This window comes from Pseudomonas sp. DTU12.3 (assembly GCF_004124275.1).
Lineage (GTDB): Bacteria > Pseudomonadota > Gammaproteobacteria > Pseudomonadales > Pseudomonadaceae > Aquipseudomonas > Aquipseudomonas helmanticensis.
This window is the reverse complement of record NZ_CP027218.1, coordinates 2181407-2207844: the sequence shown is the minus strand read 5'-3', so window position 1 is coordinate 2207844 and position 26438 is coordinate 2181407. Positions and strand designations below refer to the sequence as shown.

At 59.0% G+C, this 26438-nt stretch carries 25 protein-coding genes; 20 read left to right on the top strand and 5 right to left on the bottom strand.

Features of this window, described 5'->3' with window-relative positions; all coding sequences use genetic code 11:
- The first annotated feature begins 3 nt into the window (after nt 1-3).
- The 6 genes from alc to C2E19_RS10170 all read left to right on the top strand — a co-directional run bounded on the left by alc (nt 4) and on the right by C2E19_RS10170 (nt 6626).
- The gene (gene alc, locus C2E19_RS10200) at nt 4-999 is read left to right on the top strand and encodes an allantoicase (protein ID WP_008080896.1); all 996 of its coding nucleotides are present in this window, start codon (nt 4-6) and stop codon (nt 997-999) included.
- A 131-nt stretch (nt 1000-1130) separates the two neighbouring features.
- Entirely contained in the window at nt 1131-1634 is a 504-nt protein-coding gene (locus tag C2E19_RS10195) for an ureidoglycolate lyase (RefSeq protein WP_034151759.1), read from the top strand.
- Between the two features lie 51 nt (nt 1635-1685).
- Entirely contained in the window at nt 1686-2999 is a 1314-nt protein-coding gene (locus C2E19_RS10190) for a urate hydroxylase PuuD (RefSeq protein WP_129391271.1), read from the top strand.
- A 162-nt stretch (nt 3000-3161) separates the two neighbouring features.
- Nucleotides 3162-4520 (top strand): nucleobase:cation symporter-2 family protein, encoded by a 1359-nt coding sequence (locus C2E19_RS10185; protein ID WP_129391268.1) that lies wholly within the window; start codon nt 3162-3164, stop codon nt 4518-4520.
- 161 nt (nt 4521-4681) lie between these two features.
- Nucleotides 4682-5467, top strand: a complete 786-nt coding sequence (locus C2E19_RS10175) for an outer membrane protein OmpK (RefSeq protein ID WP_129391265.1) — start codon at nt 4682-4684, stop codon at nt 5465-5467.
- 373 nt (nt 5468-5840) lie between these two features.
- On the top strand, nt 5841-6626 hold the full coding sequence (locus C2E19_RS10170) for an outer membrane protein OmpK (protein ID WP_129391263.1): 786 nt from the start codon (nt 5841-5843) through the stop codon (nt 6624-6626).
- 176 nt (nt 6627-6802) lie between these two features.
- On the opposite strand, the gene C2E19_RS10165 is transcribed toward C2E19_RS10170, so the two are convergent.
- Nucleotides 6803-7975, bottom strand: a complete 1173-nt coding sequence (locus C2E19_RS10165) for a patatin-like phospholipase family protein (RefSeq protein WP_129391260.1) — start codon at nt 7973-7975, stop codon at nt 6803-6805.
- Nucleotides 7976-8010: 35 nt separating this feature from the next.
- The gene (locus tag C2E19_RS10160) at nt 8011-8943 is read right to left on the bottom strand and encodes a lipid A biosynthesis lauroyl acyltransferase (protein WP_129391257.1); all 933 of its coding nucleotides are present in this window, start codon (nt 8941-8943) and stop codon (nt 8011-8013) included.
- A gap of 117 nt (nt 8944-9060) precedes the next feature.
- Between C2E19_RS10160 and minC the strand changes: the two genes are divergently transcribed.
- The 7 genes from minC (at nt 9061) to C2E19_RS10130 (ending at nt 15845) form a co-directional block, all read left to right on the top strand.
- Complete coding sequence (gene minC / locus C2E19_RS10155; RefSeq protein ID WP_129391254.1) at nt 9061-9798, top strand: septum site-determining protein MinC; 738 nt, start codon at nt 9061-9063, stop codon at nt 9796-9798.
- A gap of 169 nt (nt 9799-9967) precedes the next feature.
- Nucleotides 9968-10780, top strand: a complete 813-nt coding sequence (minD, locus tag C2E19_RS10150; protein ID WP_038367005.1) for a septum site-determining protein MinD — start codon at nt 9968-9970, stop codon at nt 10778-10780.
- The gene (minE, locus tag C2E19_RS10145) at nt 10780-11034 is read left to right on the top strand and encodes a cell division topological specificity factor MinE (RefSeq protein WP_003223146.1); all 255 of its coding nucleotides are present in this window, start codon (nt 10780-10782) and stop codon (nt 11032-11034) included. Before minD ends, minE begins: the two co-directional genes overlap by 1 nt.
- 170 nt (nt 11035-11204) lie before the next feature.
- Nucleotides 11205-11840: an RluA family pseudouridine synthase gene (locus tag C2E19_RS10140; RefSeq protein ID WP_007919202.1), complete on the top strand. Its 636-nt coding sequence runs from the start codon at nt 11205-11207 to the stop codon at nt 11838-11840.
- A gap of 173 nt (nt 11841-12013) precedes the next feature.
- Nucleotides 12014-13303, top strand: a complete 1290-nt coding sequence (locus C2E19_RS10135; protein WP_129391251.1) for a M18 family aminopeptidase — start codon at nt 12014-12016, stop codon at nt 13301-13303.
- A gap of 136 nt (nt 13304-13439) precedes the next feature.
- Entirely contained in the window at nt 13440-13616 is a 177-nt protein-coding gene (locus C2E19_RS28955) for a hypothetical protein (RefSeq protein WP_164979415.1), read from the top strand.
- A gap of 75 nt (nt 13617-13691) precedes the next feature.
- Nucleotides 13692-15845, top strand: a complete 2154-nt coding sequence (locus C2E19_RS10130; RefSeq protein WP_129391248.1) for a mechanosensitive ion channel family protein — start codon at nt 13692-13694, stop codon at nt 15843-15845.
- A gap of 100 nt (nt 15846-15945) precedes the next feature.
- Here C2E19_RS10130 and C2E19_RS10125 read toward each other — a convergent pair whose 3' ends face one another.
- The gene (locus C2E19_RS10125; protein WP_129391245.1) at nt 15946-16488 is read right to left on the bottom strand and encodes a hypothetical protein; all 543 of its coding nucleotides are present in this window, start codon (nt 16486-16488) and stop codon (nt 15946-15948) included.
- Between the two features lie 146 nt (nt 16489-16634).
- Nucleotides 16635-17348, bottom strand: a complete 714-nt coding sequence (locus C2E19_RS10120) for a UTRA domain-containing protein (protein WP_129391242.1) — start codon at nt 17346-17348, stop codon at nt 16635-16637.
- Between the two features lie 350 nt (nt 17349-17698).
- On the opposite strand from C2E19_RS10120, the gene C2E19_RS10115 reads away from it, so the two are divergent.
- The 6 genes from C2E19_RS10115 (at nt 17699) to C2E19_RS10090 (ending at nt 23085) form a co-directional block, all read left to right on the top strand.
- Nucleotides 17699-18766: an ABC transporter substrate-binding protein gene (locus tag C2E19_RS10115; RefSeq protein WP_129391239.1), complete on the top strand. Its 1068-nt coding sequence runs from the start codon at nt 17699-17701 to the stop codon at nt 18764-18766.
- A gap of 132 nt (nt 18767-18898) precedes the next feature.
- Entirely contained in the window at nt 18899-19705 is an 807-nt protein-coding gene (locus C2E19_RS10110) for an alkaline phosphatase family protein (protein ID WP_129391236.1), read from the top strand.
- Between the two features lie 5 nt (nt 19706-19710).
- Entirely contained in the window at nt 19711-20547 is an 837-nt protein-coding gene (locus tag C2E19_RS10105) for an ABC transporter permease subunit (protein ID WP_164979467.1), read from the top strand.
- Nucleotides 20534-21334, top strand: a complete 801-nt coding sequence (locus C2E19_RS10100) for an ABC transporter permease (protein ID WP_064121014.1) — start codon at nt 20534-20536, stop codon at nt 21332-21334. Before C2E19_RS10105 ends, C2E19_RS10100 begins: the two co-directional genes overlap by 14 nt.
- Nucleotides 21331-22320 (top strand): ABC transporter ATP-binding protein, encoded by a 990-nt coding sequence (locus C2E19_RS10095; protein ID WP_129391230.1) that lies wholly within the window; start codon nt 21331-21333, stop codon nt 22318-22320. Before C2E19_RS10100 ends, C2E19_RS10095 begins: the two co-directional genes overlap by 4 nt.
- Nucleotides 22321-22431: 111 nt before the next feature.
- Nucleotides 22432-23085 (top strand): HAD family phosphatase, encoded by a 654-nt coding sequence (locus tag C2E19_RS10090; protein WP_129391227.1) that lies wholly within the window; start codon nt 22432-22434, stop codon nt 23083-23085.
- A 77-nt stretch (nt 23086-23162) separates the two neighbouring features.
- Here C2E19_RS10090 and C2E19_RS10085 read toward each other — a convergent pair whose 3' ends face one another.
- Nucleotides 23163-24125 (bottom strand): zinc-binding dehydrogenase, encoded by a 963-nt coding sequence (locus tag C2E19_RS10085; RefSeq protein WP_129391224.1) that lies wholly within the window; start codon nt 24123-24125, stop codon nt 23163-23165.
- A 137-nt stretch (nt 24126-24262) separates the two neighbouring features.
- Here C2E19_RS10085 and C2E19_RS10080 point away from each other — a divergent pair, with 137 nt between their 5' ends.
- Nucleotides 24263-26347 carry a carboxy terminal-processing peptidase gene (locus C2E19_RS10080; protein WP_164979414.1) on the top strand — a complete coding sequence of 695 codons (2085 nt, stop codon included), beginning with the start codon at nt 24263-24265 and terminating at the stop codon, nt 26345-26347.
- The last annotated feature ends 91 nt before the right edge of the window (nt 26348-26438 follow it).

Here is a 26438-nt window from a genome sequence, read left to right as displayed (position 1 = left end):
AGAATGAAAGCTTACGCCGTACCTTTCGAGAAGTTCGTCAACCTGGCCGATGCCCGTCTGGGCACCAAAATCATCTCGGTCACCGATGACTGGTTCGCAGACGCCAATCGTCTGTTCCAACCGACCCCGGCCGTATGGAAGGAGGGCGTGTTCGATGACAACGGCAAGTGGATGGACGGCTGGGAATCGCGCCGCAAGCGCTTCGAAGGCTTCGACAGCGCCGTGATCCGTCTGGGCGTACCGGGCTCGATCAAAGGCGTAGACATCGACACTTCATTCTTCACCGGCAACTTCCCGCCATCGGCCTCTCTGGAAGCGTGCTTCCTGGCCTCGGGCGAGCCTGATGAAAACACTCAGTGGACTGAAGTGCTGTCGGCCGTCGAGCTGCAGGGCAACAGCCACCACTACCACGAAATCAGCAACGACCAAGCGTTCAGCCACCTGCGCTTCAACATCTACCCGGACGGCGGTGTTGCCCGTCTGCGCGTGTACGGTGTGCCGCATCGCGACTGGTCGGCCGTTGGCGACAACGAGCAAGTCGATCTGGCAGCAGCCCTGAACGGTGGCCGCGCCCTCGCCTGCTCCGACGAACACTTCGGCCGCATGAGCAACATCCTCAACCCGGGCCGTGGCATCAACATGGGCGACGGCTGGGAAACTGCACGTCGTCGTACGCCAGGCAATGACTGGGTCATCGTCGCGCTGGGTCATCCGGGCGAGATCGAGAAGATCGTCGTCGACACCCTGCACTTCAAAGGCAACTACCCGGACACTTGCTCGATTCAGGGCGCGTTCGTCAAGGGCGGAACTGACAGCCAGATCGAAACCCAGTCGCTGTTCTGGCGCGATCTGCTGCCAAGCCAGAAGCTGGAAATGCACGCCGAACACACCTTCGTCGAGCAGATCAAGGCACTGGGCCCGATCACCCACATCCGCCTGAACGTGTTCCCGGACGGTGGTGTAAGCCGCCTGCGCGTACTGGGCAAGGTCGCGAAGTAATGCTGAGCCTGTAGGAGCTGCCGCAGGCTGCGATCTTTTGATCTTAAAAAAAAGTCAAAAGATCGCAGGCTTCGCCAGCTCCTACAGAGAAATGCAGTGAACAGACAACGAATTCGGATAAGAAGAACAGCATGCGCACACTAACGATTGAACCGCTGAGCAAAGAAGCCTTCGCCCCTTTCGGTGACGTCATCGAAACCGACGGCAGCGATCACTTCATGATCAACAACGGTTCGACCATGCGCTTCCATAAACTGGCGACGGTCGAAACCGCTCAGCCTGAGGACAACGCGATCATCAGCATCTTCCGCGCCGACGCGCAGGACATGCCGCTGACCGTTTGCATGCTGGAACGCCACCCGCTGGGCAGCCAGGCTTTCATACCGCTGCTCGGCAACCCCTTTCTGATCGTGGTCGCGCCCGTTGGCGATGAACCTGTATCAGGTTTGGTCCGCGCCTTCGTCACCAACGGCAGGCAGGGCATTAATTACCATCGCGGCGTTTGGCACCATCCGGTGCTGACGATCGAAAAGCGGGATGACTTCCTGGTGGTTGATCGCAGTGGCACAGGCAATAACTGCGATGAGCATTTTTTCAAAGAGGATGAGCGTTTGATCCTCGCCCCCCACCAATAAGAGAAGGTCTGATCACTCGACAACAAGAGTGACAGGCGAGAGGTAAAGACTGTGGAAGCACATCTGTTGGAATGGCTGAACCTGAGCGTGCGCTGGGTTCACATGATTACTGGCGTGGCCTGGATCGGCGCGTCGTTCTACTTCGTCTGGCTGGAGAACAACCTCAACCGCGTCAACCCGAAAACCGGTCTGGCCGGTGATCTGTGGGCGATCCACGGTGGCGGTATCTATCACCTCGAAAAATACAAACTGGCCCCACCGTCGATGCCGGAGAACCTGCACTGGTTCAAATGGGAAGCCTACTTCACCTGGATGTCGGGTATCGCGCTGCTGTGCGTGGTGTTCTACTCCAATCCGACGCTCTACCTGCTGGCTCCGGGCAGCACACTGAGCGGCCCTGAAGGCGTGGCCATCGGTATCGGCTCGCTGTTCCTCGGCTGGTTCATATACTCCTTCCTGTGTGACTCGGCCTTGGGCAAACGCCCTGCTCTGCTGGGCTTCATCCTGTTCGTGCTGATCATCGGCGCGGCGTATGGCTTCAGCAAAGTGTTCAGCGGTCGTGGTGCGTACCTGCACGTCGGCGCGATCATCGGCACCATCATGGTCGGGAACGTGTTCCGCATCATCATGCCGGCGCAACGGGCACTGGTGGCGGCGATTGCCGAGAACCGCACGCCGGATCCGGCGCTGCCGGCCAAAGGCTTGCTGCGTTCGCGTCACAACAACTACTTCACCCTGCCGGTGCTGTTCATCATGATCAGCAACCACTTCCCGAGCACCTATGGCAGCCAGTACAACTGGTTGATCCTGGCCGGGATCGCAGTGTTGGCGGTGTTGGTGCGTCACTACTTCAACACCCGTCACGACAGCCACAAGTTTGCCTGGACTCTGCCGGTGGCAGCGGTGGGCATGATCACTCTGGCGTACGTCACCGGCCCGACGCCGATGTCGACCGCTCCGGAAGTGGCCAAAACTCCTGCGAAAATCGAGTACCAACCGCTGCCGGAAACGGCACTGGGCGGTGGCGCAAAACCGGCTGAAGCGGCGGCACCTGCGCAAGCCGCAGCGCCTGCTGCAGCACCGGCGCAAGCCTCCAACGCAGGTCCGGCCTTCGACAAAGTGCACAACGTGATTCAAGAACGTTGCGCGGTTTGCCACTCGGCCAAACCGACCAGCCCGCTGTTCAGCGCAGCGCCTGCAGGTGTGATGTTCGACACCCCTGAGCAGATCCGCCAGAACGCGCCGCGCATCCAGGCGCAAGCCATCACCACGCAGATCATGCCACTGGGCAACATCACGCAGATGACCCAGCAGGAACGTGACCTGATCGGTGCATGGATTGCCCAGGGAGCACAGACCAACTAAGCAAAAGCTTCGCGAGCAGGCTCGCTCCCACATTGGAATGCATTTCCTGTGGGAGCGAGCCTGCTCGCGAATTGCCTTAACGCGGTTTACCTGATGCAAAGAAACAGCTGTGAGCAACCCGACAGCTGTTAATCACAAGAATAAAAAGATCCGAGGTGTTGCATGTCCGAGCTGTCCAAAGCGCGCATCCCCGACGCACCCGCCATTCAGCGATTGCCCCTTTTGCAACTGATCCTGGTCGGTTTGCAACATGTTCTGCTGATGTACGGTGGTGCCATCGCGGTGCCGCTGATCATTGGACAGGCCGCTGGCCTGAGTCGTGAAGAAATTGCCTTTCTGATCAACGCCGACCTGCTGGTCGCCGGTGTCGCCACCATCGTGCAATCCATGGGCATCGGCCCGATGGGCATCCGCATGCCGGTGATGATGGGCGCCAGTTTTGCTGCGGTTGGCAGCATGGTCGCCATGGCCGGCATGCCCGGTATCGGCCTGCAAGGCATCTTCGGTGCAACGATCGCCGCCGGTTTCTTCGGCATGATCATCGCGCCGTTCATGTCCAAGGTCGTGCGCTTCTTCCCGCCCCTGGTGACCGGCACGGTCATCACCTCGATCGGTTTGTCGCTGTTCCCCGTGGCCGTGAATTGGGCGGGTGGCGGTGCTGGCGCCGCGCAATTCGGTTCACCGATTTATCTGGCCATCGCAGCCCTGGTGTTGGGCACCATTCTGCTGATCCACCGCTTCATGCGCGGTTTCTGGGTGAACATCTCGGTACTGATCGGCATGTGCTTCGGCTACGTGCTGTGCGGCGCAATCGGCATGGTCGACCTGAGCGGCATGGCCAACGCGCCGTGGATTCAGTTCGTCACTCCGCTGCATTTCGGCATGCCGAAATTCGAACTCGCACCGATCCTGTCGATGTGCCTGGTGGTAGTGATCATCTTCGTCGAGTCCACCGGCATGTTCCTCGCGCTGGGCAAGATCACCGGCCAGGAAGTCTGCCCACGGATGCTGCGTCGCGGCTTGCTGTGTGATGCCGGCGCCTCGTTTGTTGCCGGTTTCTTCAACACCTTCACCCACTCCTCGTTCGCGCAAAACATCGGCCTGGTGCAGATGACCGGCGTGCGCTGCCGCTCGGTGACCATCGTTGCCGGTGGTTTGCTGATCGTGTTGAGTCTGCTGCCGAAAGCGGCGTTTCTGGTGGCATCAATTCCACCGGCAGTCCTCGGCGGCGCAGCGATCGCGATGTTCGGCATGGTCGCCGCTACCGGCATCAAGATCCTGCAAGAAGCCGACATCGGTGACCGTCGCAACCAGTTGCTGGTCGCGGTGAGCATCGGCATGGGCCTGATCCCGGTGGTGCGTCCGGAGTTCTTCGCGCACCTGCCGATGTGGATGAGCCCGATTACGCACAGCGGCATCGCCATGGCAACGCTCAGCGCGCTGACGCTGAACCTGCTGTTCAACATTCTCGGCGGCAAAGAGCGCGCATCGATCAACGACTGCCACGCACACCAGCATTAACGAAGTCACCACAAAACCTTGTGGGAGCGGGCTTGCTCGCGAAAGCGGTGTGTCATTCAACAATGATGGCGACTGACACGCCCTCTTCGCGAGCAGGCTCGCTCCCACAGGGGCAAGCAACAGCTCTGCGCCTCAACAATAAAAACAAGAGGGAGCAACAGATGATTCGCACGCAAACCAACGTTCTGTTGAGTGGCGGCCTGCTGGCCGCGAGTCAAGCCATGGCCGGCGATCTCCTGCTGTGGCAAACCAACAGCCTCAGCTATCTGTACGGCAAGAACTTCGCGATCAACCCGTCGATCCAACAGACGGTGACGTTCGAGCACGCCGACAAGTGGAAATACGGCGACAACTTCCTCTTCGTCGACAAGATCTTCTACAACGGCGAAGAAGACCGCAACAAAGGCCCGCACACCTTCTACGGCGAATTCACCCCACGCTTCTCGTTCGGCAAAATCTTCGATCAGAAGCTCGAATTCGGCCCGATCAAGGACGTGCTGCTGGCGATGACCTACGAGTACGGCGAAGGTGAAAGCGAGGCCTACCTGATTGGCCCGGGCTTCGACCTCAAGGTGCCCGGCTTCAACTACGTGACCCTGAATATATTCCGCCGCCAGACCGAAGGCCCGCGCCCCGGCGACGGTGTCTGGCAGATCACTCCAGGCTGGTCTTACAGCATTCCGGTGGGCAATTCCGATCTGCTGATCGACGGTTATCTGGACTGGGTCGTAGACAATGACGAGAACTCGCGCGGCACCTACCACGCCAACCTGCACATCAATCCGCAGATCAAATACGACCTCGGCAAAGCCCTCGGCTGGAGTCAGAAGCAGCTGTACGTCGGCACCGAATACAGCTACTGGAAGAACAAATACGGGGTCGAAAGCAGCCACAACCTCGACACCAATCAGAACACCGCCAGCCTGCTGGTGAAGGTGCATTTTTAAGATGACCCGCAACCGTGCCCCCTACCTGTCGTCGGTGCTCTGTTGCGGGGCACTTGAGAGCTGGCCGAGGAGTCAGTATTCTCCGCGGCCTCCTGAATTCGGTCTAAAAAAAAGCCCGGATTTAATTCCTGACCGACGGGCCAACTTATCCCGGCCCCGGTCAGTACCGAGGCATCCCGAAAACACGCTCAATCGACTGTTTGTCAGCAGCCGAACGGGCGTTTTTTGGCTTTTCGAAAGCCTTGGCTCAGCTTTTGCTAACAGCACTGAAGCTGACCGATCGGATGACTTTTGCAGCAACGAAAAAAGGCGCCACACCAGAGCGCCGATCTTAAAAAAATAAACGTGGAACACCTACTTTGGGAGCAACCGAATGAAACGTATGTGCACCAGCCTGATGCTTGCGGGATCGATGCTGGCCGGCGGCCAGGCCATGGCCGACGGCCTGCTGCAGTGGCAGAACAACAGCCTGACCTACCTGTACGGTAAAGACTTCAAGGTCAACCCTGCGATCCAGCAGACCGTCACCTTCGAGCACGCCGATGCCTGGAAGTACGGGGACAACTTCCTGTTCGTCGACAAGATCTTCTACAACGGTGACAAGGACTTCAACAACGGCCCGAACACCTACTACGGCGAGTTCCAGCCACGCATTTCGCTGGGCAAGGTGCTTGACCAGAAGATCGAGTTCGGCCCGATCAAAGACGTCCTGCTGGCAATGACCTACGAGTTCGGCGAGGGTGACACCGAGTCCTACCTGATCGGTCCAGGCTTCGACCTGGCCATCCCGGGCTTCGACTACTTCCAGCTGAACTTCTACCAGCGCCACACCGAAGGCTCGCGCCCGGGTGACAACGTCTGGCAGATCACCCCGGTCTGGTCCTACACCATCCCGGTCGGCGACTCGAACGTGCTGATCGACGGTTACATGGACTGGGTCGTCGACAACGACGTCAACAACCGTGGCGAATACCATGCCAACCTGCACTTCAACCCACAGGTCAAATACGACTTGGGCAAGGCGCTGAATTTCGGCGAGAAGCAGCTGTACGTCGGTGTCGAGTACGACTACTGGAAAGACAAGTACGGGATCGACGACACCCGTGCGTTCACCACCAATCAGAACGTGACCAGCTTCCTGGTGAAGTTCCACTTCTGATAAAAATCAAAAGATCGCAGGCTTCGCCAGCGCCTACAGGGATAGCGCATTCCAATGCAGGAGCTGCCGCAGGCTGCGATCTTTTGCTTTAAAAGCTTCGCGAGCAGGCTCGCTCCCACATTCGACCGAGTTCCAATGTGGGAGCGAGCCTGCTCGCGAAGGCCTCACCGCAGATTTCAGGCCGGGACCGCCGCTGCGGATATCCCGAGAAACCGGCACAGCTCCTCACGCTTGGCCAACGCATCGCGCCGACCCAGATCGATCAACTCGCTGCAATACCCCGCCTCGAACAGCAGATAACTCAACACCCCCGCCCCACTCGTCTTCGTCGCTCCCGGCCCACGCAGAAACAAGCGCAACGCCGCCGGCAATTCCTGGCGGTGCCGCGCCGCGATCTCATCGATCGGCTGACTCGGCGAAATCACCAACACCTCCACCGGCGCCACGCCCAGCTCGCGCGTCGGCGTGCCAGCGGGCATCAGATGACTGAACTGGTTGAGGCGCTGCAGCAACTCGATGTCGCTCTCCAGACTGTCAATGAACGTGCTGTTGAGCATGTGCCCGCCAATTTGTGCCAGCGTCGGCTGTTGCCCGGTGTAAGTGCGCTCCAGCGGCTGCTGCGGATCGAAGCCGCGCGGGTTGCCGCTGACACCCACCACCAGCACGCGACTGGCGCCCAGGTGCAGTGCCGGACTGATCGGCGCCGATTGCCGCACCGCACCGTCGCCGAAATATTCATCACCGATCTTCACCGGCGCGAACAGCAACGGAATCGCCGAACTGGCGAGCAAGTGATCCACCGACAATTGTGTCGGCACACCGATGCGCCGATGCCGCAGCCATGAATCGATAGTGCCGCCGCCCTGATAGAACGTCACCGCTTGCCCCGACTCATAACCAAACGCCGTCACCGCCACCGCATGCAATTGCTTGCGCGCGATGGATTCGGCGATGCCGGGCATGTGCAGTTTTTCATTGAGCAGGTCGCGCAGCGGTGAACTGTTGAGCAGCGCCACCGGCATATGGCGGCCGAGGCCAAGCAAGCTGTGACTGACAAAACGGCTGGCCTGACGGATGACGCCGGGCCAGTCACTGCGCAGCACGCGATGGCTGCGAAAGCCTTGCCAGAATAAGGTGAGACGTTCGATGGCCGCGCGAAAATCGGTGGCGCCACTGGCGAGGCTGACGGCGTTGATCGCGCCCGCCGATGTGCCGACGATCACCGGAAACGGATTGTCAGCACCCAACGGCAGCAATTCGGCAATCGCCGCCAGCACCCCCACCTGATACGCCGCCCGAGCCCCGCCGCCGGAAAGAATCAAACCTGTGACCGGTTCAGCTGGGCTCATCGCAACGCTCCATGGTGCTTATAGGAATGGATCAATCAACCGCGCTTGGCGTACAGCTTCGGCTCGCCCGGTGGCCGGCTCTTGAAACGCCGATGCGCCCACAGATATTGCTCCGGGCAATCGCGCAAGACGCCCTCGACCCACTGGTTGATGCGGATGCAGTCGGCTTCTTCGGTCTCGCCGGGGAAATCTTCCAGCGGCGGATGCACGACCAGACGATAACCGCTGCCGTCGGCCAGGCGCTCTTGGGTGAACGGCACTACCAGCGCCTTACCCAAACGGGCGAACTTGGTAGTTGCGGTCACGGTCGCAGCCTGAATGCCGAACAGCGGCACGAAAATGCTCTGCTTGGCGCCGTAGTCCTGATCCGGTGCGTACCAGATCGCGCGCCCTGAACGCAGCAGCTTGAGCATGCCGCGCACGTCGTCGCGCTCCACCGCCAGCGAGTCGAGGTTGTGCCGCTCGCGGCCCTGACGCTGAATGAAATCGAACAACGGATTTTTGTGCTCGCGGTACATGCCGTCGATGGTGTGCTGCTGACCGAGCAGCGCCGCGCCGATTTCCAGGGTGGTGAAATGCACCGCCATCAGAATCACGCCTTTGCCTTCGCGCCGGGCTTTTTGCAGATGCTCCAGACCTTCGACGTGCGCCAGCTTCGCCAGACGCTCACGCGACCACCACCAGCTCATGGCCATTTCGAAAAAGGCGATGCCGGTCGAGGCGAAATTTTCTTTGAGCAAGCGCTTGCGCTCGGCGGCGGATTTTTCCGGGAAGCACAGCTCAAGATTGCGCTTGGCGATGCGCCGCCGGTCGCCGGCAAGGCGATACATCAATGCGCCCAAAACTCGACCGATGGTCAGCAACGCCGGATACGGCAGTTGCACGATCAGCCACAAAAGCCCCAAGCCGCACCAGAGCGGCCAGAAGCGTGGCGATAAAAATGCTTTTCGAAAACGCGGGCGATCCATTAAAGCTTCCGTAAATACAGTGGCCGCGCATTCTACATCGTTCGACCCGGCTTGCGGCCTGCGGGCGTTCTCGTTATAAGTCTCGGCACTTTTAGTGACAAGCCGTTGTATGCCGACATGAGCAAAACCGAACCGTTAGACCAAGATCCCGTGTTCCAGTTGAAGGGCAGCATGCTGGCCATTACCGTGCTGGAACTGGCCCGTAACGACCTCGACAGCCTCGATCGGCAATTGGCCGCCAAAGTTGCGCAGGCGCCGAATTTCTTCAGCAACGCGCCGCTGGTTCTGGCCCTCGACAAACTGCCGCCGGGCGAAGGCGCGGTCGATCTGCCTGGGCTGATGCGCGTCTGCCGTCAACACGGCCTGCGCACCCTGGCGATCCGTGCCAGTCGCATCGAAGACATCGCCGCCGCGATCGCCATCGACATCCCGGTGCTGCCGCCGTCTGGCGCCCGTGAGCGGCCGCTGGAGATGCCCGAAGCCGAAGTCAAAAAGAAGCCGGAAAAGCCACCAGAACCGACCATCAAACAGACCCGCGTCATCACCACGCCAGTACGTGGTGGCCAACAGATATACGCCCAGGGTGGCGATCTGGTGGTGGTGTCCTCGGTCAGTCCGGGGGCGGAACTTCTCGCCGATGGCAACATCCATGTATACGGCCCGATGCGTGGTCGTGCGCTGGCCGGCGTGAAGGGTGACACCAAGGCACGGATTTTCTGTCAGCAATTGAGCGCTGAACTGATCTCCATCGCCGGTCATTACAAGGTCTCCGAAGATTTGCGCCGCGATCCAATGTGGGGCTCGGGCGTACAGGTCAGCCTGTCGGGCGACGTGTTGAACATCATTCGGCTTTAACGGATACTGCCGCATTTTCCAAGCATCTCTAAAACGTAGCGAAAACGGCTCAAACGAAGTAGGAAAAAGGCCAAAAGCCAAATTCCAGCCAAGGCTGTCCGACTGCAGTAGTTTTCAAGAGATGTTTTTCAGGGGCTAAAAAGTCCTTCTTCCTTAGGGGTGAAACACCTTGGCCAAGATTCTCGTGGTTACATCCGGCAAGGGTGGTGTGGGTAAGACCACCACCAGCGCCGCTATCGGTACCGGCCTCGCTCTGCGCGGCCACAAAACAGTGATCGTCGACTTCGACGTGGGCTTGCGTAACCTTGACCTGATCATGGGTTGCGAGCGCCGCGTGGTGTATGACTTCGTCAACGTGGTCAACGGCGAAGCCAACCTGCAACAAGCGCTGATCAAAGACAAGCGTCTGGAAAACCTCTACGTACTGGCCGCCAGTCAGACCCGCGACAAAGACGCGCTGACTGTCGAAGGCGTGGAAAAAGTCCTGATGCAACTCAAGGAGGACTTTGACTTCGTGGTTTGCGACTCCCCGGCGGGCATCGAGAAAGGTGCACACCTGGCCATGTACTTCGCCGACGAAGCGATCATCGTGACCAACCCGGAAGTGTCCTCGGTACGTGACTCCGACCGCATGCTGGGCCTGTTGGCCAGCAAGTCCCGTCGTGCCGAAAAAGGCGAAGAGCCGATCAAGGAACACTTGCTGCTGACCCGTTACAACCCGCAGCGCGTCAGCGATGGCGAGATGCTGGGCGTGGAAGACGTGAAGGAAATCCTGGCCGTCACCCTGCTGGGCGTGATTCCGGAATCCCAGGCAGTGCTCAAGGCCTCCAACTCGGGCGTCCCGGTGATCCTCGACGACCAGAGCGACGCCGGTCAAGCGTACAGCGACGCGGTTGATCGCTTGCTGGGCAAAGAAAAAGAGCATCGTTTTCTCGATGTTACGAAGAAGGGATTCTTCGAGCGCCTGTTTGGAGGTAGGTAATGAACCTTTTTGACTTCTTTCGTGCCAACAAAAAGCCAAGTACTGCCTCGGTCGCGAAAGAGCGTCTACAGATCATCGTGGCGCATGAGCGCGGCCAGCGCAGCACGCCGGATTACTTGCCAGCCTTGCAGAAGGAACTGGTCGACGTGATCCGCAAGTACGTCAACATCGGCAACGACGACGTACATGTTGCACTGGAAAGCCAGGGCAGTTGCTCGATTCTGGAACTCAATATCACCCTGCCCGATCGCTGAGTCGATCCGGCAGTCGCCACGGCGGCTCGGGCTGTTGATGCTCGTGTAGGAGCTGCCGAAGGCTGCGATCTTTTGATCTTTCAACGTCAAAAGATCGCAGCCTTCGGCAGCTCCTACAGGGTTATCAGCAGTCCCGAGCCGCCGTTGGCATTTGTTACGAGGCTGTTTTAATGCCGCTGTCCAACATCCGCATCATCCATCAGGACGCCGCCGTACTCGTGGTGAACAAACCGACGTTGCTGCTCTCGGTGCCCGGTCGCGCCGACGACAACAAGGACTGCCTGATTACCCGCCTGCAGGAAAACGGCTACCCGGAAGCGCGCATCGTCCATCGCCTGGACTGGGAAACCTCCGGCATCATTCTGCTTGCCCGTGACGCCGACACTCACCGTGAACTGTCGCGCCAGTTTCATGACCGTGAAACCGAAAAGGCCTACACCGCTCTGGCTTGGGGTCAACCGGAACTGGACAGCGGCAGCATCGACCTGCCCCTGCGTTACGATCCGCCGACCAAGCCGCGCCATGTCGTCGATCACGAATTCGGCAAACATGCGCTGACCTTCTGGCGCGTGCTGGAGCGTTGCGGCGACTGGTGTCGCGTTGAGCTGACGCCGATCACCGGCCGTTCGCATCAATTGCGCGTGCACATGCTGTCGATCGGTCATCCGCTGCTCGGCGACGGTCTCTACGCCCACGAGCAGGCCTTGGCCGCCTGGCCACGTCTGTGCCTGCACGCCAGCATGTTGAGCTTCACTCACCCGCAAACCGGCGAACGCTTGCGCTTCGAGTGCCCGGCACCGTTCTGACACATCCCCTATGTAGGAGCTGCCGAAGGCTGCGATCTTTTGATCGGGTATTTCAAATATCAAAAACAAGATCAAAAGATCGCAGCCTTCGGCAGCTCCTACCGGGAGCCGGTGCAGATTCAATTCCCCGGCCGATGCGTTAAACTCCCGGCCATTGCTGTCTGGAGCTTCTTATGCGCGAAGAGTTGAACCAAGGCCTGATCGACTTCCTCAAGGCCTCCCCTACCCCGTTCCACGCCACTGCCAGCCTCGTTCAGCGTCTGGAGGCTGCCGGTTTTGTGCGCCTCGACGAACGCGAGCCGTGGACTACCGAGGCCAACGGTCGCTACTACGTCACCCGTAACGACTCCTCGATCGTCGCGATCAAAATGGGCCGCCACTCGCCATTGCACAGCGGCATCCGCCTGGTCGGCGCGCACACCGACAGCCCATGCCTGCGGGTCAAGCCGCAACCGGAGCTGCAGCGTCAGGGTTTCTGGCAACTGGGCGTTGAAGTTTACGGCGGCGCGCTGCTCGCACCGTGGTTCGACCGCGACCTGTCGCTGGCCGGCCGCGTGACCTTCCGCCGCGACGGCAAAGTCGAAAGCCAATTGATCGACTTCAAGGCACCGATCGCGATCATTCCCAACCTGGCCATTCACCTCAACCGTGAAGCCAATCAGGGCTGGGCGATCAACGCGCAGACCGAGCTGCCGCCGATCCTCGCGCAATTTGCCGGTGACGAGCGCGTCGACTTCCGCGCCGTGCTGACTGATCAACTGGCCCGCGAACACGGCTTGAACGCCGACGTGGTGCTCGATTACGAGCTGAGTTTCTACGACACGCAAAGTGCTGCGGTCATCGGGTTGAATGGCGACTTCATTGCCGGCGCACGCCTCGACAACCTGCTGTCGTGCTACGCCGGCCTGCAAGCCTTGCTCACCGCCGAAACCGATGAAACCTGCGTGCTGGTCTGCAACGACCACGAAGAAGTCGGCTCCTGCTCGGCCTGCGGTGCCGATGGCCCGATGCTCGAACAGACCCTGCGCCGCTTGTTGCCGGAAGGCGACGAATTCGTCCGCACCATTCAGAAATCCCTGCTGGTCTCGGCCGACAACGCCCACGGCGTGCACCCGAACTACGCGGAAAAACACGACGCCAACCACGGCCCGAAACTCAACGCCGGCCCGGTGATCAAGGTCAACAGCAACCAGCGCTACGCCACCAACAGCGAAACTGCCGGGTTCTTCCGCCATCTGTGCATGGCCGAAGAAGTCCCGGTGCAAAGCTTCGTGGTGCGCAGCGACATGGGCTGCGGCTCGACCATCGGCCCGATCACCGCCAGCCACCTCGGTGTGCGCACGGTCGACATCGGCCTGCCGACGTTCGCCATGCACTCGATCCGCGAACTCTGCGGCAGCCACGACCTGGCGCACCTGGTTAAAGTGCTGAGCGCGTTCTACGCCTGCCACGATCTACCGTAACAACACTGTAGGAGCTGCCGCAGGCTGCGATCTTTTGATGTTGTTTTTTCAAGATCAAAAGATCGCAGCCTGCGGCAGCTCCTACAGGGGTAAATCGACCTAGACTTACATCATTCATTTCGACAAGGCAGTCTCCATGATCTCGATGTCTTCGTTTCACGCCATGCTCGTACCGATCCTCACCGGGATGATCCTGCTGGCCATCGGCTTCAACTTCCGTGACAAGAACGCCGGCGTATTTGCCATGTGGATCGGCATGCTGATGATCCTCGCCACCGTGATCTACAAGATCCTCGCCAAACTCAACGAATAATCCGCGACGGCTCGCATTGATCGGGTGGGCCTCGTACACTCCAGCGAATCCGCCCCTTGCGAGGTTGACCGCCTAGTGTTCGCTCGTCTTTTTGCTTTGCCCAGTCTGTTCCTTGTCTGCCTGATGACGCTGCTGCCGCTGGCGCCCGCCCACGCGGTCGGCTTGCCGGGCCTGCTCAACACCAGCAAGGCCCAGCCCGAAGCCCAGGAACCCCTCGGCCAGTCCCTCGACGAAGTCATCAAGTCGCTGGAAAACGACAAGCAACGCGCACAGTTGCTCACTGATCTGAAAAAGCTGCGCGACGCCACGAAAAAAGCCCAGATCGCACCGGAAGAAGGCGTGCTGGGCCTGATCGGCGGCACCTTGGCCAACTTCGAAAAACAGTTTACCGGTGACGACAGCCCACTGAATCGCTGGGGCAACGAGTTCGACCTGGCCAAGGAAGAACTCAGCGGCATGATGCTGCCGGCCAACGAATGGCTGCCGATCATCTTCGGTTTCGCCATGATCCTGATGGTCTGGAGTCTGCTTGCCGCCGCATTGATCTGGCTCGGCCATCGCGTGCGCATGCGCTTCGGCCTGACCGAAGAACTGCCGCAACACCCCAAGGCCCTCGACATGCTGCGCTTCGCGTTACGCAAACTCGGGCCTTGGCTGATCGCCCTGGTGATGACCGTGTACATGTCCTACGCCTTGCCATCTTCGCTGGGCAAAAGCCTGGCGATGGTGCTGGCCTATGCGCTGGTGGTCGGTACCTGTTTCTCGGCAATCTGCGTGATTGCCTTCTCGCTGCTCGACGGCCCGCATCGCCATCGCGCGCTGTACATTCTGCGTCATCAAGCGTTCCGGCCGCTGTGGCTGATCGGCAGCTTCGCAGCATTCGGTGAAGCCCTGAACGATCCGCGCCTGATCGAAAGCCTCGGCGTGCATCTGGCCCACACGGCAGCGACCATCGCCAACATTCTCGCGGCACTCTCGACCGGGCTGTTCATCTTGCGCTTCCGCCGCCCGATCGCGCACCTGATTCGCAACCAGCCCTTATCGCGACGCCTGACCCGGCGTGCGCTTAGCGACACCATCGATATCCTCGGAACGTTTTGGTACGTGCCGGCGCTGGTGCTGGTCGGCATCTCGCTGTTCGCGACTTTCGTCTCCGCCGGCGACACCAGCACCGCGCTGCGCCAGTCGCTGATCTGCACCGTGTTGCTGGTGTTGTGCATGGTGATCAACGGCCTTGTGCGTCGCCATTCACTGAAACCGCAACGCGGGCCACGGCGCCACGCGCTGTACTCGGAGCGCCTGAAAAACTTCTTCTATACCCTCGCGCATCTGCTGGTGTGGCTGGCGTTCATCGAACTGGGCCTGCGCGTATGGGGCAAATCGCTGATCGGTTTCGCCGAGGGCGACGGCCATGATGTCAGCGTCAAACTGTTCAGCCTGATCGGCACGCTGATTTTCTCCTGGCTGATCTGGATCCTCGCCGACACCGCCGTGCATCACGCCCTCACCCGCTCGCGCAAAGGCCTGGCCAACGCGCGCGCGCAAACGATGATGCCGTTGATCCGCAACGTGCTGTTCGTGGCGATCTTCATCATTGCGCTGATCGTCGCCTTGGCGAACATGGGCATGAACGTCACGCCACTGCTCGCCGGTGCTGGCGTGATCGGTCTGGCCATCGGTTTCGGCGCACAATCACTGGTCGCCGACCTGATCACCGGCCTGTTCATCATTATCGAAGACTCGCTGGCCATCGACGATTACGTCGACGTCGGCGGCCACCTCGGCACGGTCGAAGGCCTGACCATCCGCACCGTGCGCCTGCGCGACATCGACGGCATCGTCCACACCATTCCGTTCAGCGAAATCAAAAGCATCAAGAACTACTCGCGGGAATTTGGCTATGCAATCTTCCGCGTCGCGGTGCCGTACAACATGGAAATCGACGACGCGATCAAACTGATGCGCGATGTCGGCCAGAAGATGCGCACCGACCCGCTGCAACGGCGCAACATCTGGTCGCCACTGGAGATTCAGGGTGTCGAAAGTTTCGAGTCCGGCAGCGCGATATTGCGCGCCCGGTTCAAGACCGCGCCGATCAAACAATGGGAAGTGTCCCGCGCCTTCAACCTTTCGCTCAAACGGCATCTGGACGAGGCTGGACTGGATCTGGCGACACCGAGGATGAGTATTCAGATGGTGCCAGGGAGCAACTCTGTGGATAAACAGTGAGGCATAAAAAAGCAGCGCGGTTTTCGCGCTGCCTTCATTAGAGTTCCTCTGTCAATCAAGCGCACAGTCGCAAACTGCGCCGACAGAAAAAAAACGGGCTTTACAGAATATTCAAAATCAGCGGCGTAGGCGTGGCTGCATATTGCTGGTCGGCTGGACACTTCTCCCAGCTGCCCTGGCCTGTAGGTACTGTATAGAAAACACCCTTGTTCTCGGTTTCATGACGAATCTTGCGCCCGGCGATCAAACAATTGTGGAGTGTATCGAGATCATCAAATGCATCATTCCCATCAAACAAAATGACCGGCTCGACTTCGCGGGCGCGCATATGCACGACTACTTGCCCACCCACATCCTGATGTTGCAGAAGCGATATACCTTGAAGATCCTTGATCGTGAATTTTACTGCCGCATTTACAACATGCAGATAACCCTCAGACGTTAATCCCACATACTCACCCCGAGTGATATTACCGACGGTGATCATGTATGTGCCGCGACTGCCGTAAAAACTGAAAACAGTGGGTTCCACGCTCGGCAACGTTGCACCCAACTTGCCGTCTTGTAAAACTGAAACCGGGTGACCAAAAGAAGTCAACGTACCCTTGAATTGTTCCTTGGAGTAATCTTCATAACCAAACATATAACTTCCTTATCTAAGCCGGCGAATCCTGCTCTGCCACAACCTTAAAGAATTTAAACCCAACATAAAACAACAAAACCCATTCTTATTATTTCCACAACTAAGACACACACATCAAACAACTATAAAAACAACTGAAAGACCATTCAAACAACATCTACCCCGACATGAATCGCATCATGCCGCCAGAATTCCAGATCACAATCAATCAACCGTTCATGCTGATCATAATTGACCCGAGCAATCCGTAGCCCCGGACTTCCCACCGACACCCGCAAAGCCGCCGCTGCATCCACCGACAATGACGTCGGCACAATCTCGAAGCGCACCCGCCCATAGTGCAAATCGTAATGCCGCGCATACAACTCGGTAATCGACTGATTCAAATCGAACTGAAGAATCCCCGGGAAAAACTGCGGGTTCAAATAATGCTCCACATACAACACCAACCGCCCGTCAATGCGCCGCGACCGGCAAATCTGAATCACGCTCGACAACGCCGGTAACTGCAACCAGGCACACACCGCCGCCGACGCCGGTTGCAAACGCGCCGAAATCACCTCGGTCGAAGGCTCCCGCCCCTGCGCACTGACCATCGCGTGAAAATGACTGCGCTGCATCAGGTTGTACGCCAGACGCGGTGGCGAAACGAACCAGCCACGGCGCTCCTCGCGATAAATCTGCCCCTGCGCCTCCAGCTGCAACAACGCCTCGCGCACGGTAATCCGCGTCGTACCAAACAACTCACTGAGCTTGCGCTCGGCCGGCAACTTGCTGCCCGCAGCCAACAACCCGTGATCGAGTTGCTCCTGCAGGACTTGGCCAATCGCTGTCACCGCTTTTGTTGCCTCATCGCGCATCAACGTTACCTATCTGGACTAGACCAGCACTGTTTCAGGGCAAAACTGCACGGCCAACGAAGCGTTTCCGTGTGTTGCAAGCCTAGGCAGTGCAGATGACCGAGAGATGACAAAACTACTGAACGGTCGTTCTCATGACTTGCAATACATCGGCCAAGTCCCTTGCCCGCCGGGGCCTGAGCATGGTCTACGCTTATCTGGCAACCGCTGATAACGGGCAAACAAAAGGCCTGCCGCAGGGCCACCGACATCAAAGTGTCATCCAGCGCCCTTAAATTGGCTCAGGTATTGCTGACCTAGACCAACACAAACCGCAATCGCAGCGTTGAACACGACCAAGGAGCTTCGGAATGAAACAGCTTTTCCTGGCAACACTGTTAGGCTCGACCATTGCAATGTGCACCTCCGCCATGGCGGCCGGCACCGATCTGAAAACCCTCGAAGCCGCTGCGAAAGCGGAAGGCGCCGTCAACAGTGTCGGCATGCCCGATGACTGGGCCAACTGGAAAGGCACCTGGGAAGACCTGGCCAAGACCTACGGCCTGAAACACATCGACACCGACATGAGCTCGGCCCAGGAAATCGCCAAGTTCGCCGCCGAGAAAGACAATGCCACCGCCGACATCGGCGACGTCGGTGCCGCCTTCGGCCCGATCGCGGTCAAGCAAGGCGTAGTGCAACCCTACAAGCCAAGCACCTGGGATCAGGTTCCGGACTGGGCCAAGGACAAAGACGGCAACTGGGCACTGGCCTACACCGGCACCATCGCGTTCATCGTCAACAAGAAGCTGCTGCACGGTTCCGAAGTACCGACCAAATGGGCTGACCTCAAGGGTGGCAAATACAAAGTCTCGATCGGTGACGTGAGCACCGCCGCGCAAGCTGCCAACGGCGTACTCGCCGCAGCCCTGGCTAACGGTGGCGACGAGAAAAACATCCAGCCGGCCCTGACCCTGTTCGCCGATATCGCCAAACAAGGTCGTCTGTCGATGGCCAACCCGACCATCGCCACGATGGAAAAAGGCGAGATCGAAGTCGGCGTGGTCTGGGACTTCAACGGCTTGAGCTACAAAGCCAAGATGGCCAACCCGGATGATTACGTGGTGCTGATCCCGTCCGACGGTTCGGTGATTTCCGGCTACACCACGATCATCAACAAGTACGCGAAAAATCCGAACGCCGCCAAGCTGACGCGCGAATACATCTTCAGCGACGCCGGCCAGACCAACCTCGCCCGAGGTAACGCCCGTCCGATCCGCGCCGAGCACCTGCAACTGCCGGAAGACGTGAAGGCCAAGCTGCTGCCGAACGAACAGTACAAGAAAGTCACCCCGATCAAAGACGCCGATGCGTGGGAAAAAACCTCCAAGGCCCTGCCGCAGAAGTGGAATGAAGAAGTCATCGTAGAGATGAAGTAATCCTTCATCTGTAGGAGCTGCCGCAGGCTGCGATCTTTTGATCTTGCCCTTTAAAGCAACATCAAAAGATCGCAGCCTGCGGCAGCTCCTACATTGACCGGTTCAAGTTTGGTTTTCGGAGTCAACGCCCCTATGAAGCACAACGTCATCCTTGTCGTGCTCGACGGCCTCAACCACGAGGTCGCGCGTCACGCCATGGGGCATCTGCAGGCTTATGTTGGCGCAGGACGCGCCGCGCTCTATCAGTTGGAGTGCGAACTGCCGGCCCTGTCCCGACCGCTTTATGAATGCATCCTCACCGGCGTGCCGCCGATCGACAGCGGCATCGTCCACAACAACGTTTCGCGCCTGTCCAATCAGCGCAGCATTTATCACTACGCCCGCGATGCCGGTTTGAAGACCGCAGCGGCGGCGTATCACTGGGTCAGCGAGCTGTACAACCGCTCGCCATTCGTCGCCGCGCGCGACCGTCACACCGACAATCTGTCGCTGCCGATCCAGCACGGACACTTCTACTGGAACGACCACTACCCGGATTCGCACCTGTTCGCCGACGCGGAAAACCTGCGTCTTCGCCACGATCCGGACTTCCTGCTGATCCATCCGATGAACATCGACGATGCCGGGCACAAGCACGGGCTCGATTCGTCGCAGTACCGCAACAGCGCGCGCTCGGCGGACATCATCCTCGCCGACTATTTGCAGAGCTGGCTCGACGCTGGCTATCAGGTACTGGTGACCGCCGACCACGGCATGAACAACGACCGCTCGCACAACGGCCTGTTACCGGAAGAACGCCAGGTGCCGCTGTTCGTTCTCGGCGACGCGTTCAGCCTCAGCGCTGATGCCGCGCCCAAGCAGACGGAAATCTGCGGCACGGTCTGCGAACTGCTCGGTGTGCCCCACGACAAACCAGTGTGCCGGGAGCTGCTCAAGTGAATTCCATGACTCGCGGCAAATGGCTGGCGGCGTTGTGCCTGGTGCCCTTCGCACTGTTCTTTATCGTCTTCGAAATCGCCCCGCTGGTCTGGGTGATGATCAACAGTCTGCAATCGGAAGAGTTCGGTTGGGGCGTCGAAAACTTCACGAAAATCTTCAGCTCGAAATTCTATTTGCAGGCGATCCAGTACAGCCTGGAGATCAGTTTCTGGTCGAGCGTATTCGGCATCATCATTGCTGTACTCGGTGCGTATTCCCTGCGCCGGGTCGATTCGAAGCTGCGCAACTTCGTCAACGCCTTCGCCAACATGACCAGCAACTTTGCCGGTGTGCCGCTGGCGTTCGCCTTCATCATCCTGCTCGGTTTCAACGGCAGCATCACCATCATGTTGAAGCAGTCGGGGATCATTCAGGACTTCAACCTGTATTCGAAAACCGGGCTGATCATCCTCTACACCTACTTCCAGATTCCCCTCGGCGTGTTGCTGCTCTACCCGGCCTTCGACGCGCTGCGTGAAGACTGGCGCGAGTCGGCGGCGCTGCTCGGCGCCAACGGCTGGCAATTCTGGCGGCACATCGGTTTGCCGGTGCTGACCCCGGCGCTGCTCGGCACTTTCGTGATCCTGCTGGCCAACGCCCTCGGCGCCTACGCCACGGTGTATGCACTGACGACGGGCAACTTCAACGTCCTGCCGATTCGCATCGCGGCAATGGTTTCCGGTGATATTTCCCTCGACCCGAATCTGGCCAGCGCCCTGGCCGTGGTGCTGGTGGCGCTGATGACCATCGTCACTGTCGTGCATCAACTGCTGCTGAAGAGGAGCTACCATGTCTCGCGCTGAATCCGGCCCGGCCGGCCTCTACCACCGCGTCGTGGTTTATCTGCTATTCGCGATCCTTTTGCTGCCGCTGGCGGGAACGCTGATCTACTCGATCGCCAGCAGTTGGTCGGCGACCATTCTGCCCAGCGGTTTCACCTTCAAGTGGTACATCCAGTTGTGGAGCGATCCGCGCTTCCTTCACGCCTTCGGCCAGTCGTTGCTGGTGTGTGTCGGCGCGCTGGTGTTGTCGGTGGTGCTGATTCTGCCGCTGCTGTTCGTCGTGCATTACCACTTTCCGAAACTCGATGCGCTGATGAACATCCTGATCCTGCTGCCCTTCGCGGTGCCGCCGGTGGTGTCGTCGGTGGGCCTGCTGCAACTCTACGGTTCCGGGCCGATGGCGATGGTCGGTACGCCGTGGATCCTGATCGGTTGCTACTTCACCGTGGCGCTGCCGTTCATGTACCGGGCGATCACCAACAACCTGCAAGCAATCAACCTGCGCGACCTGATGGATGCCGCGCAACTGCTCGGCGCCAGCACCTTTCAAGCGGCGTTTCTGGTGGTACTGCCCAACCTGCGCAAAGGCCTGATGGTCGCGTTGCTGCTGTCGTTCTCGTTCCTGTTCGGTGAGTTCGTGTTTGCCAACATCCTCGTCGGTACGCGCTATGAAACCCTACAGGTTTACCTGAACAACATGCGCAACAGCAGCGGCCACTTCACCAGTGCGCTGGTCATCTCGTATTTCTTTTTCGTGCTGGTCCTGACCTGGATCGCCAACATCTTGAACAAGGACAAAAGCGAATGAGCTATGTCAGCGTCCAACACCTGCAGAAAAGCTACGCCGGCACCACGGTGTTCAGCGACATCGACTGCGAAATCAACAAGGGCGAATTCGTCACTCTGCTCGGCCCGTCCGGTTGCGGCAAGTCCACTCTTCTTCGTTGCATCGCCGGCCTGACGTCGGTGGATGGCGGCAAGATTCTGCTGGATGGCGTCGACATCGTGCCCTTAAGCCCGCAGAAACGCGGGATCGGCATGGTGTTCCAGAGCTACGCGCTGTTTCCCAACATGACCGTCGAGCAGAACGTTGCGTTCGGTTTGCGCATGCAAAAGGTCAACGCCGACGACAGTCATAAGCGCGTTGCTGAAGTATTGAAACTGGTGGAGTTGAACGACTTTGCCAGCCGCTATCCGCATCAGCTGTCCGGAGGTCAATGTCAGCGTGTGGCCCTCGCCCGTTCGCTGGTCACGCGTCCACGCTTGTTGCTGCTGGATGAACCGCTCTCGGCACTCGATGCACGGATTCGTAAACACCTGCGCGAACAGATCCGCCAGATCCAGCGCGAACTCGGCCTGACGACGATTTTCGTTACTCACGATCAGGAAGAAGCGCTGACCATGTCTGATCGAATTTTCCTGATGAATCAGGGAAAAATTGTCCAGAGTGGCGACGCCGAAACCCTCTACACCGCACCGGTCGATGTGTTCGCCGCAGGCTTCATTGGCAACTACAACCTGCTCGATGCCGATGACGCTTCCAAATTGTTGCAGCGCCCGATCAATCACCGCATCGCCATTCGCCCGGAAGCCATCGAACTGAGCTTGAACGGCGAACTCGATGCGCAGATCCGCAGCCACAGCCTGCTCGGCAACGTCATCCGCTATCGCGTCGAAGCGCGCGGCGTCGAACTGGTGGTGGATGTACTCAACCGCTCGGCGGCCGATCTGCATCCCGACGGTCAGCGCCTGGCGCTTTCCATCGATCCGACGGCCCTGTGCGAAGTAGCTTAAAAGCAGCTGCAAGCTTCGAGCTACAAGCTTCAAGTTGTAGACTGCGGCGCAGCTGATTCCAATTTTTGCAGCTCGAAGCTTGTAGCTCGCAGCTGTTCTCGGAGAGAACTGATGGCCCTGGCAATTTTTGATCTGGACGAAACGTTGATCCACGGCGACTGCGCCACCCTCTGGAGCGAGCAGATGGGGCGTCTGGGCTGGGTCGATCCCGAGTCGTTCATGCGCAAGAACAACGAACTGATGGACGCCTACAGCCATGGCAAATTGCGCATGGAAGAGTACATGGAGTTCAGCCTCGAACCGCTGATCGGGCGTACTCCGGAAGAAGTCGAGCACTTGGTCGGCCCATGGGTGGAAGACTTCATCGAGCCGATCATCTTCAGCGACGCGACGAAAACCATCGCCGCGCATCGCAAGGCCGGCGACCGGATTCTGGTGATTTCGGCGTCGGGCACACACCTGGTCAAACCGATTGCCGACCGTTTGGGCATCGATGAAATTCTCGGTATCGAACTGGAAGTCGCCCATGGCGTTTATAGCGGCCACACCGTTGGCACGCTGACCTACCGCGAAGGCAAGATCACCCGGTTGCTGGAATGGCTGGATGCGGCGGAGGAGAACCTGGAAGGCGCGAGTTTCTATTCCGACTCGCGCAATGATCTGCCGTTGTTGCTGAAGGTGGATTTCCCGCACGTGGTCAACCCGGATCCAGTGCTGCTTGAGCACGCCGAAAAAGCCGGCTGGCCAATCCATCTCTGGAAATAAAAGCAAAATCCGGCAGCGCCTACATTTCCCCCCGTAGGAGCTGCCGAAGGCTGCGATCTTTTGATCCAGCCCTTCTATCAGCTCAAACTTTCGTCAATCACCAACACCAATTTCCCCGCCACCGTATTGCTCGCCAATTCGGCAAACGCCGCTTCAGCATCCCTCACCGGGAAGGCCTTGGCCAACTGCGGACTCAAGCGCCCTTCGGCAAACAACGGCCACACCTGCTGACCGAGATCACTCAACAGATCCGCCTTGAACTGATCGTCACGACTGCGCAACGTCGAGCCGAGCAACTGCACGCGCTTGCCCAACACCTGCGCCAAATCCAGTTTCGCCTCGCGGCCGCCCATCAAGCCGATCAGCACCCAACGCCCGTCCAACGCGATCAGTTTGAGATTCAGCGCCGAATAATTGCCGCCGACCGGATCGAGGATCACATCAAACGGCCCCAGGTCACGCAGGCCGTCGAGATCATCGGTGCGCACCACCCCGCCCTGCGCACCCAGCGCCTCGCAGTAAGCCAGACGCTCGGCGGAACCGACGCTGACCCAGCAAGGATTGCCAAACGCCTTGCACAACTGAATGGCGGCTGAACCGATTCCACTTGCTCCGGCGTGCAAGAGAACTTTCTCACCCGGTTTGAGCGCCGCAAGTTGAAACACATTCAGCCAGACTGTTGCGTAAACCTCAGGTAATGCGGCCGCCTCGATCAGCGAAACGCCTTCAGGTACCGGCAGCACATGCCGTCCGTCGACCACCACCTCTTCGGCCATGCCACCCCCGGCCAGCAAGGCGCAAACCCGATCACCGACCTGCCACGAACTGCCCGCACCGACCTCGCTGATCACCCCGGAGCACTCCAGACCGAGCACCTGGCTGGCACCAGGCGGTGGCGGATAAAGCCCTGCCTTCTGTAATAAATCGGCGCGATTGAGGCCGGCTGCCGCCACTCGGATGCGAACTTGTCCTACATCGCATATAGGACTCGGCTCCTCAACCCATGCCACTTGACCTTCAACGCCTTGCAATGCCTTCACAGTGCCTCCATAGTGAGTCTGGACTGAGCCCGAAGCTGTAGCGCCGGGCTTTTTGCATTATGCGACCGGCTCTCGTAGACCGGCGACTTCAAAGACGGCCTAATATGCGTTATCAATTGTCCCCGCGTCGAATCAGCATGAAGCATTTGCTCCCCAGCACCGCCCTCGCTCTTTTCATCGGTATCGGCCTGTTGCCGGTATCGGGCAGTACATTCGCAGCCAACAGCTGGGACAAGTTGCAGCCTGATCGCGATGAAGTCATCGCCAGCCTGAACGTCGTCGAGTTGCTCAAGCGTCACCACTACAGCAAGCCGCCGCTCGACGATGCGCGCTCGGTGATCATCTACGACAGCTACATCAAGCTGCTGGATCCGTCGCGCAGCTATTTCATGGCCAGCGACATCGCCGAATTCGACAAGTGGAAGACCCAGTTCGACGACTTCCTCAAAAGCGGCGACCTCAACGCCGGCTTCACCATCTACAAGCGCTATCTGGATCGCGTCAAGGCGCGTCTGGACTTCGCCATTGCCGAGCTGGACAAAGGCGTCGACAAGATGGACTTCAACAGCAAGGAGACCTTGCTGATCGATCGCAAGGACGCCCCTTGGCTCAAGTCCACTGCTGAACTCGACGACCTGTGGCGCAAACGCGTCAAGGACGAAGTCCTGCGCCAGAAGATCGCCGGCAAAGAGCCGAAGCAGATTCAGGAAACCCTGACCAAGCGCTACAAGAACCAGTTGGCGCGCCTGGACCAGACCCGTCCGGAAGACATCTTCCAGGCGTACATCAACACCTTCGCCATGTCGTACGATCCGCACACCAACTATCTGTCGCCGGATAACGCGGAAAACTTCGACATCAACATGAGCCTGTCCCTCGAGGGCATCGGTGCCGTGTTGCAGAGCGACAACGACCAGGTCAAAGTCGTGCGTCTGGTGCCGGCAGGCCCCGCCGACAAGACCAAGCAGGTCGCCCCGGCCGACAAGATCATCGGCGTTGCCCAAGGCAACAAAGAGATGGTCGACGTCGTCGGCTGGCGTCTGGACGAAGTGGTCAAGCTGATCCGTGGCCCGAAAGGCACCGTTGTGCGTCTGGAAGTGATTCCGGCGAGCAATGCGCCGAACGACCAGACCACCAAGATCGTGCCGATCACTCGTGAAGCGGTGAAGCTCGAAGATCAGGCCGTGAAGAAGTCCATCCTCAACCTGAAACAGGACGGCAAGGACTACAAGCTCGGCGTCATCGAGATCCCGGCCTTCTACCTCGACTTCAAGGCATTCCGTGCCGGTGATCCGGACTACAAGAGCACCACCCGCGACGTCAAGAAACTGCTGACCGAGCTGCAGAAAGACAAAGTCGACGGCGTAGTCATCGACCTGCGTAACAACGGCGGCGGCTCCCTGCAGGAAGCCACCGAGCTGACCAGCCTGTTCATCGACAAAGGCCCGACCGTACTCGTGCGTAATGCCGATGGCCGCGTCGACGTGCTCGAAGATGAAAACCCGGGTGCGTTCTACAAAGGCCCGATGGCGCTCTTGGTCAACCGCTTGTCCGCCTCGGCTTCGGAGATCTTCGCCGGCGCCATGCAGGACTACCACCGCGCGCTGATCATCGGTGGCCAGACCTTCGGTAAAGGCACCGTGCAGACCATTCAACCGCTGAACCATGGCGAACTGAAACTGACCCTGGCGAAGTTCTACCGGGTTTCCGGTCAGAGCACCCAGCACCAGGGCGTACTGCCGGATATCGACTACCCGTCGCTGATCGACACCAAGGAAATCGGTGAGAGCGCACTGCCGGAAGCCATGCCGTGGGACACCATCCGCGCGGCGATCAAACCGGCTGCCGATCCGTTCAAACCGTACCTGGCTCAGCTCAAGTCAGAGCATGATGCGCGCACGGCCAAAGACGCCGAGTTCGTGTTCATTCGTGACAAGCTGGCACTCGCGCAAAAGCTGATGGAAGAAAAAACCGTCAGCCTCAACGAAGCCGAGCGTCGCGCCCAGCACACTGACATCGACGCCAAGCAACTGGCGATGGAAAATATCCGTCGCAAAGCCAAAGGCGAAGAGCCGCTCAAAGAGCTGAAGAAAGAAGACGACGACGCGCTTACCGCCGCCGAGCCGGACAAGGTCAAACCAGAAGACGACGCCTACCTGAGCGAAACCGGGCGCGTGTTGCTGGATTACCTGAAGCTGAGCAATCAGGTGGCCAAGAAGTAACGTGATGGCAATTTAATGCTGACGATCCCCGGATCGTCATCAAACAGTCATCATTCTGTCGTGCAATAAAGGACTGGGAGCCACTCTCCTC

Bases quoted from the DNA above. Each gene is read 5' to 3' on its own strand.
- C2E19_RS10185 (WP_129391268.1), top strand. From the start codon at position 3,162: ATGTCCGAGCTGTCCAAAGCGCGCATCCCCGACGCACCCGCCATTCAG.
- C2E19_RS10135 (WP_129391251.1), top strand. From the start codon at position 12,014: ATGCGCGAAGAGTTGAACCAAGGCCTGATCGACTTCCTCAAGGCCTCC.
- minE (WP_003223146.1), top strand. From the start codon at position 10,780: ATGAACCTTTTTGACTTCTTTCGTGCCAACAAAAAGCCAAGTACTGCC.
- C2E19_RS10095 (WP_129391230.1), top strand. From the start codon at position 21,331: ATGAGCTATGTCAGCGTCCAACACCTGCAGAAAAGCTACGCCGGCACC.
- C2E19_RS10195 (WP_034151759.1), top strand. From the start codon at position 1,131: ATGCGCACACTAACGATTGAACCGCTGAGCAAAGAAGCCTTCGCCCCT.
- minC (WP_129391254.1), top strand. From the start codon at position 9,061: ATGAGCAAAACCGAACCGTTAGACCAAGATCCCGTGTTCCAGTTGAAG.
- C2E19_RS10175 (WP_129391265.1), top strand. From the start codon at position 4,682: ATGATTCGCACGCAAACCAACGTTCTGTTGAGTGGCGGCCTGCTGGCC.
- C2E19_RS10160 (WP_129391257.1), bottom strand. From the start codon at position 8,943: ATGGATCGCCCGCGTTTTCGAAAAGCATTTTTATCGCCACGCTTCTGG.
- alc (WP_008080896.1), top strand. From the start codon at position 4: ATGAAAGCTTACGCCGTACCTTTCGAGAAGTTCGTCAACCTGGCCGAT.
- C2E19_RS10090 (WP_129391227.1), top strand. From the start codon at position 22,432: ATGGCCCTGGCAATTTTTGATCTGGACGAAACGTTGATCCACGGCGAC.
- C2E19_RS10165 (WP_129391260.1), bottom strand. From the start codon at position 7,975: ATGAGCCCAGCTGAACCGGTCACAGGTTTGATTCTTTCCGGCGGCGGG.
- C2E19_RS10170 (WP_129391263.1), top strand. From the start codon at position 5,841: ATGAAACGTATGTGCACCAGCCTGATGCTTGCGGGATCGATGCTGGCC.
- C2E19_RS10140 (WP_007919202.1), top strand. From the start codon at position 11,205: ATGCCGCTGTCCAACATCCGCATCATCCATCAGGACGCCGCCGTACTC.
- C2E19_RS10120 (WP_129391242.1), bottom strand. From the start codon at position 17,348: ATGCGCGATGAGGCAACAAAAGCGGTGACAGCGATTGGCCAAGTCCTG.
- C2E19_RS28955 (WP_164979415.1), top strand. From the start codon at position 13,440: ATGATCTCGATGTCTTCGTTTCACGCCATGCTCGTACCGATCCTCACC.
- C2E19_RS10080 (WP_164979414.1), top strand. From the start codon at position 24,263: ATGAAGCATTTGCTCCCCAGCACCGCCCTCGCTCTTTTCATCGGTATC.
- C2E19_RS10105 (WP_164979467.1), top strand. From the start codon at position 19,711: ATGACTCGCGGCAAATGGCTGGCGGCGTTGTGCCTGGTGCCCTTCGCA.
- C2E19_RS10100 (WP_064121014.1), top strand. From the start codon at position 20,534: ATGTCTCGCGCTGAATCCGGCCCGGCCGGCCTCTACCACCGCGTCGTG.
- C2E19_RS10115 (WP_129391239.1), top strand. From the start codon at position 17,699: ATGAAACAGCTTTTCCTGGCAACACTGTTAGGCTCGACCATTGCAATG.
- C2E19_RS10110 (WP_129391236.1), top strand. From the start codon at position 18,899: ATGAAGCACAACGTCATCCTTGTCGTGCTCGACGGCCTCAACCACGAG.
- C2E19_RS10125 (WP_129391245.1), bottom strand. From the start codon at position 16,488: ATGTTTGGTTATGAAGATTACTCCAAGGAACAATTCAAGGGTACGTTG.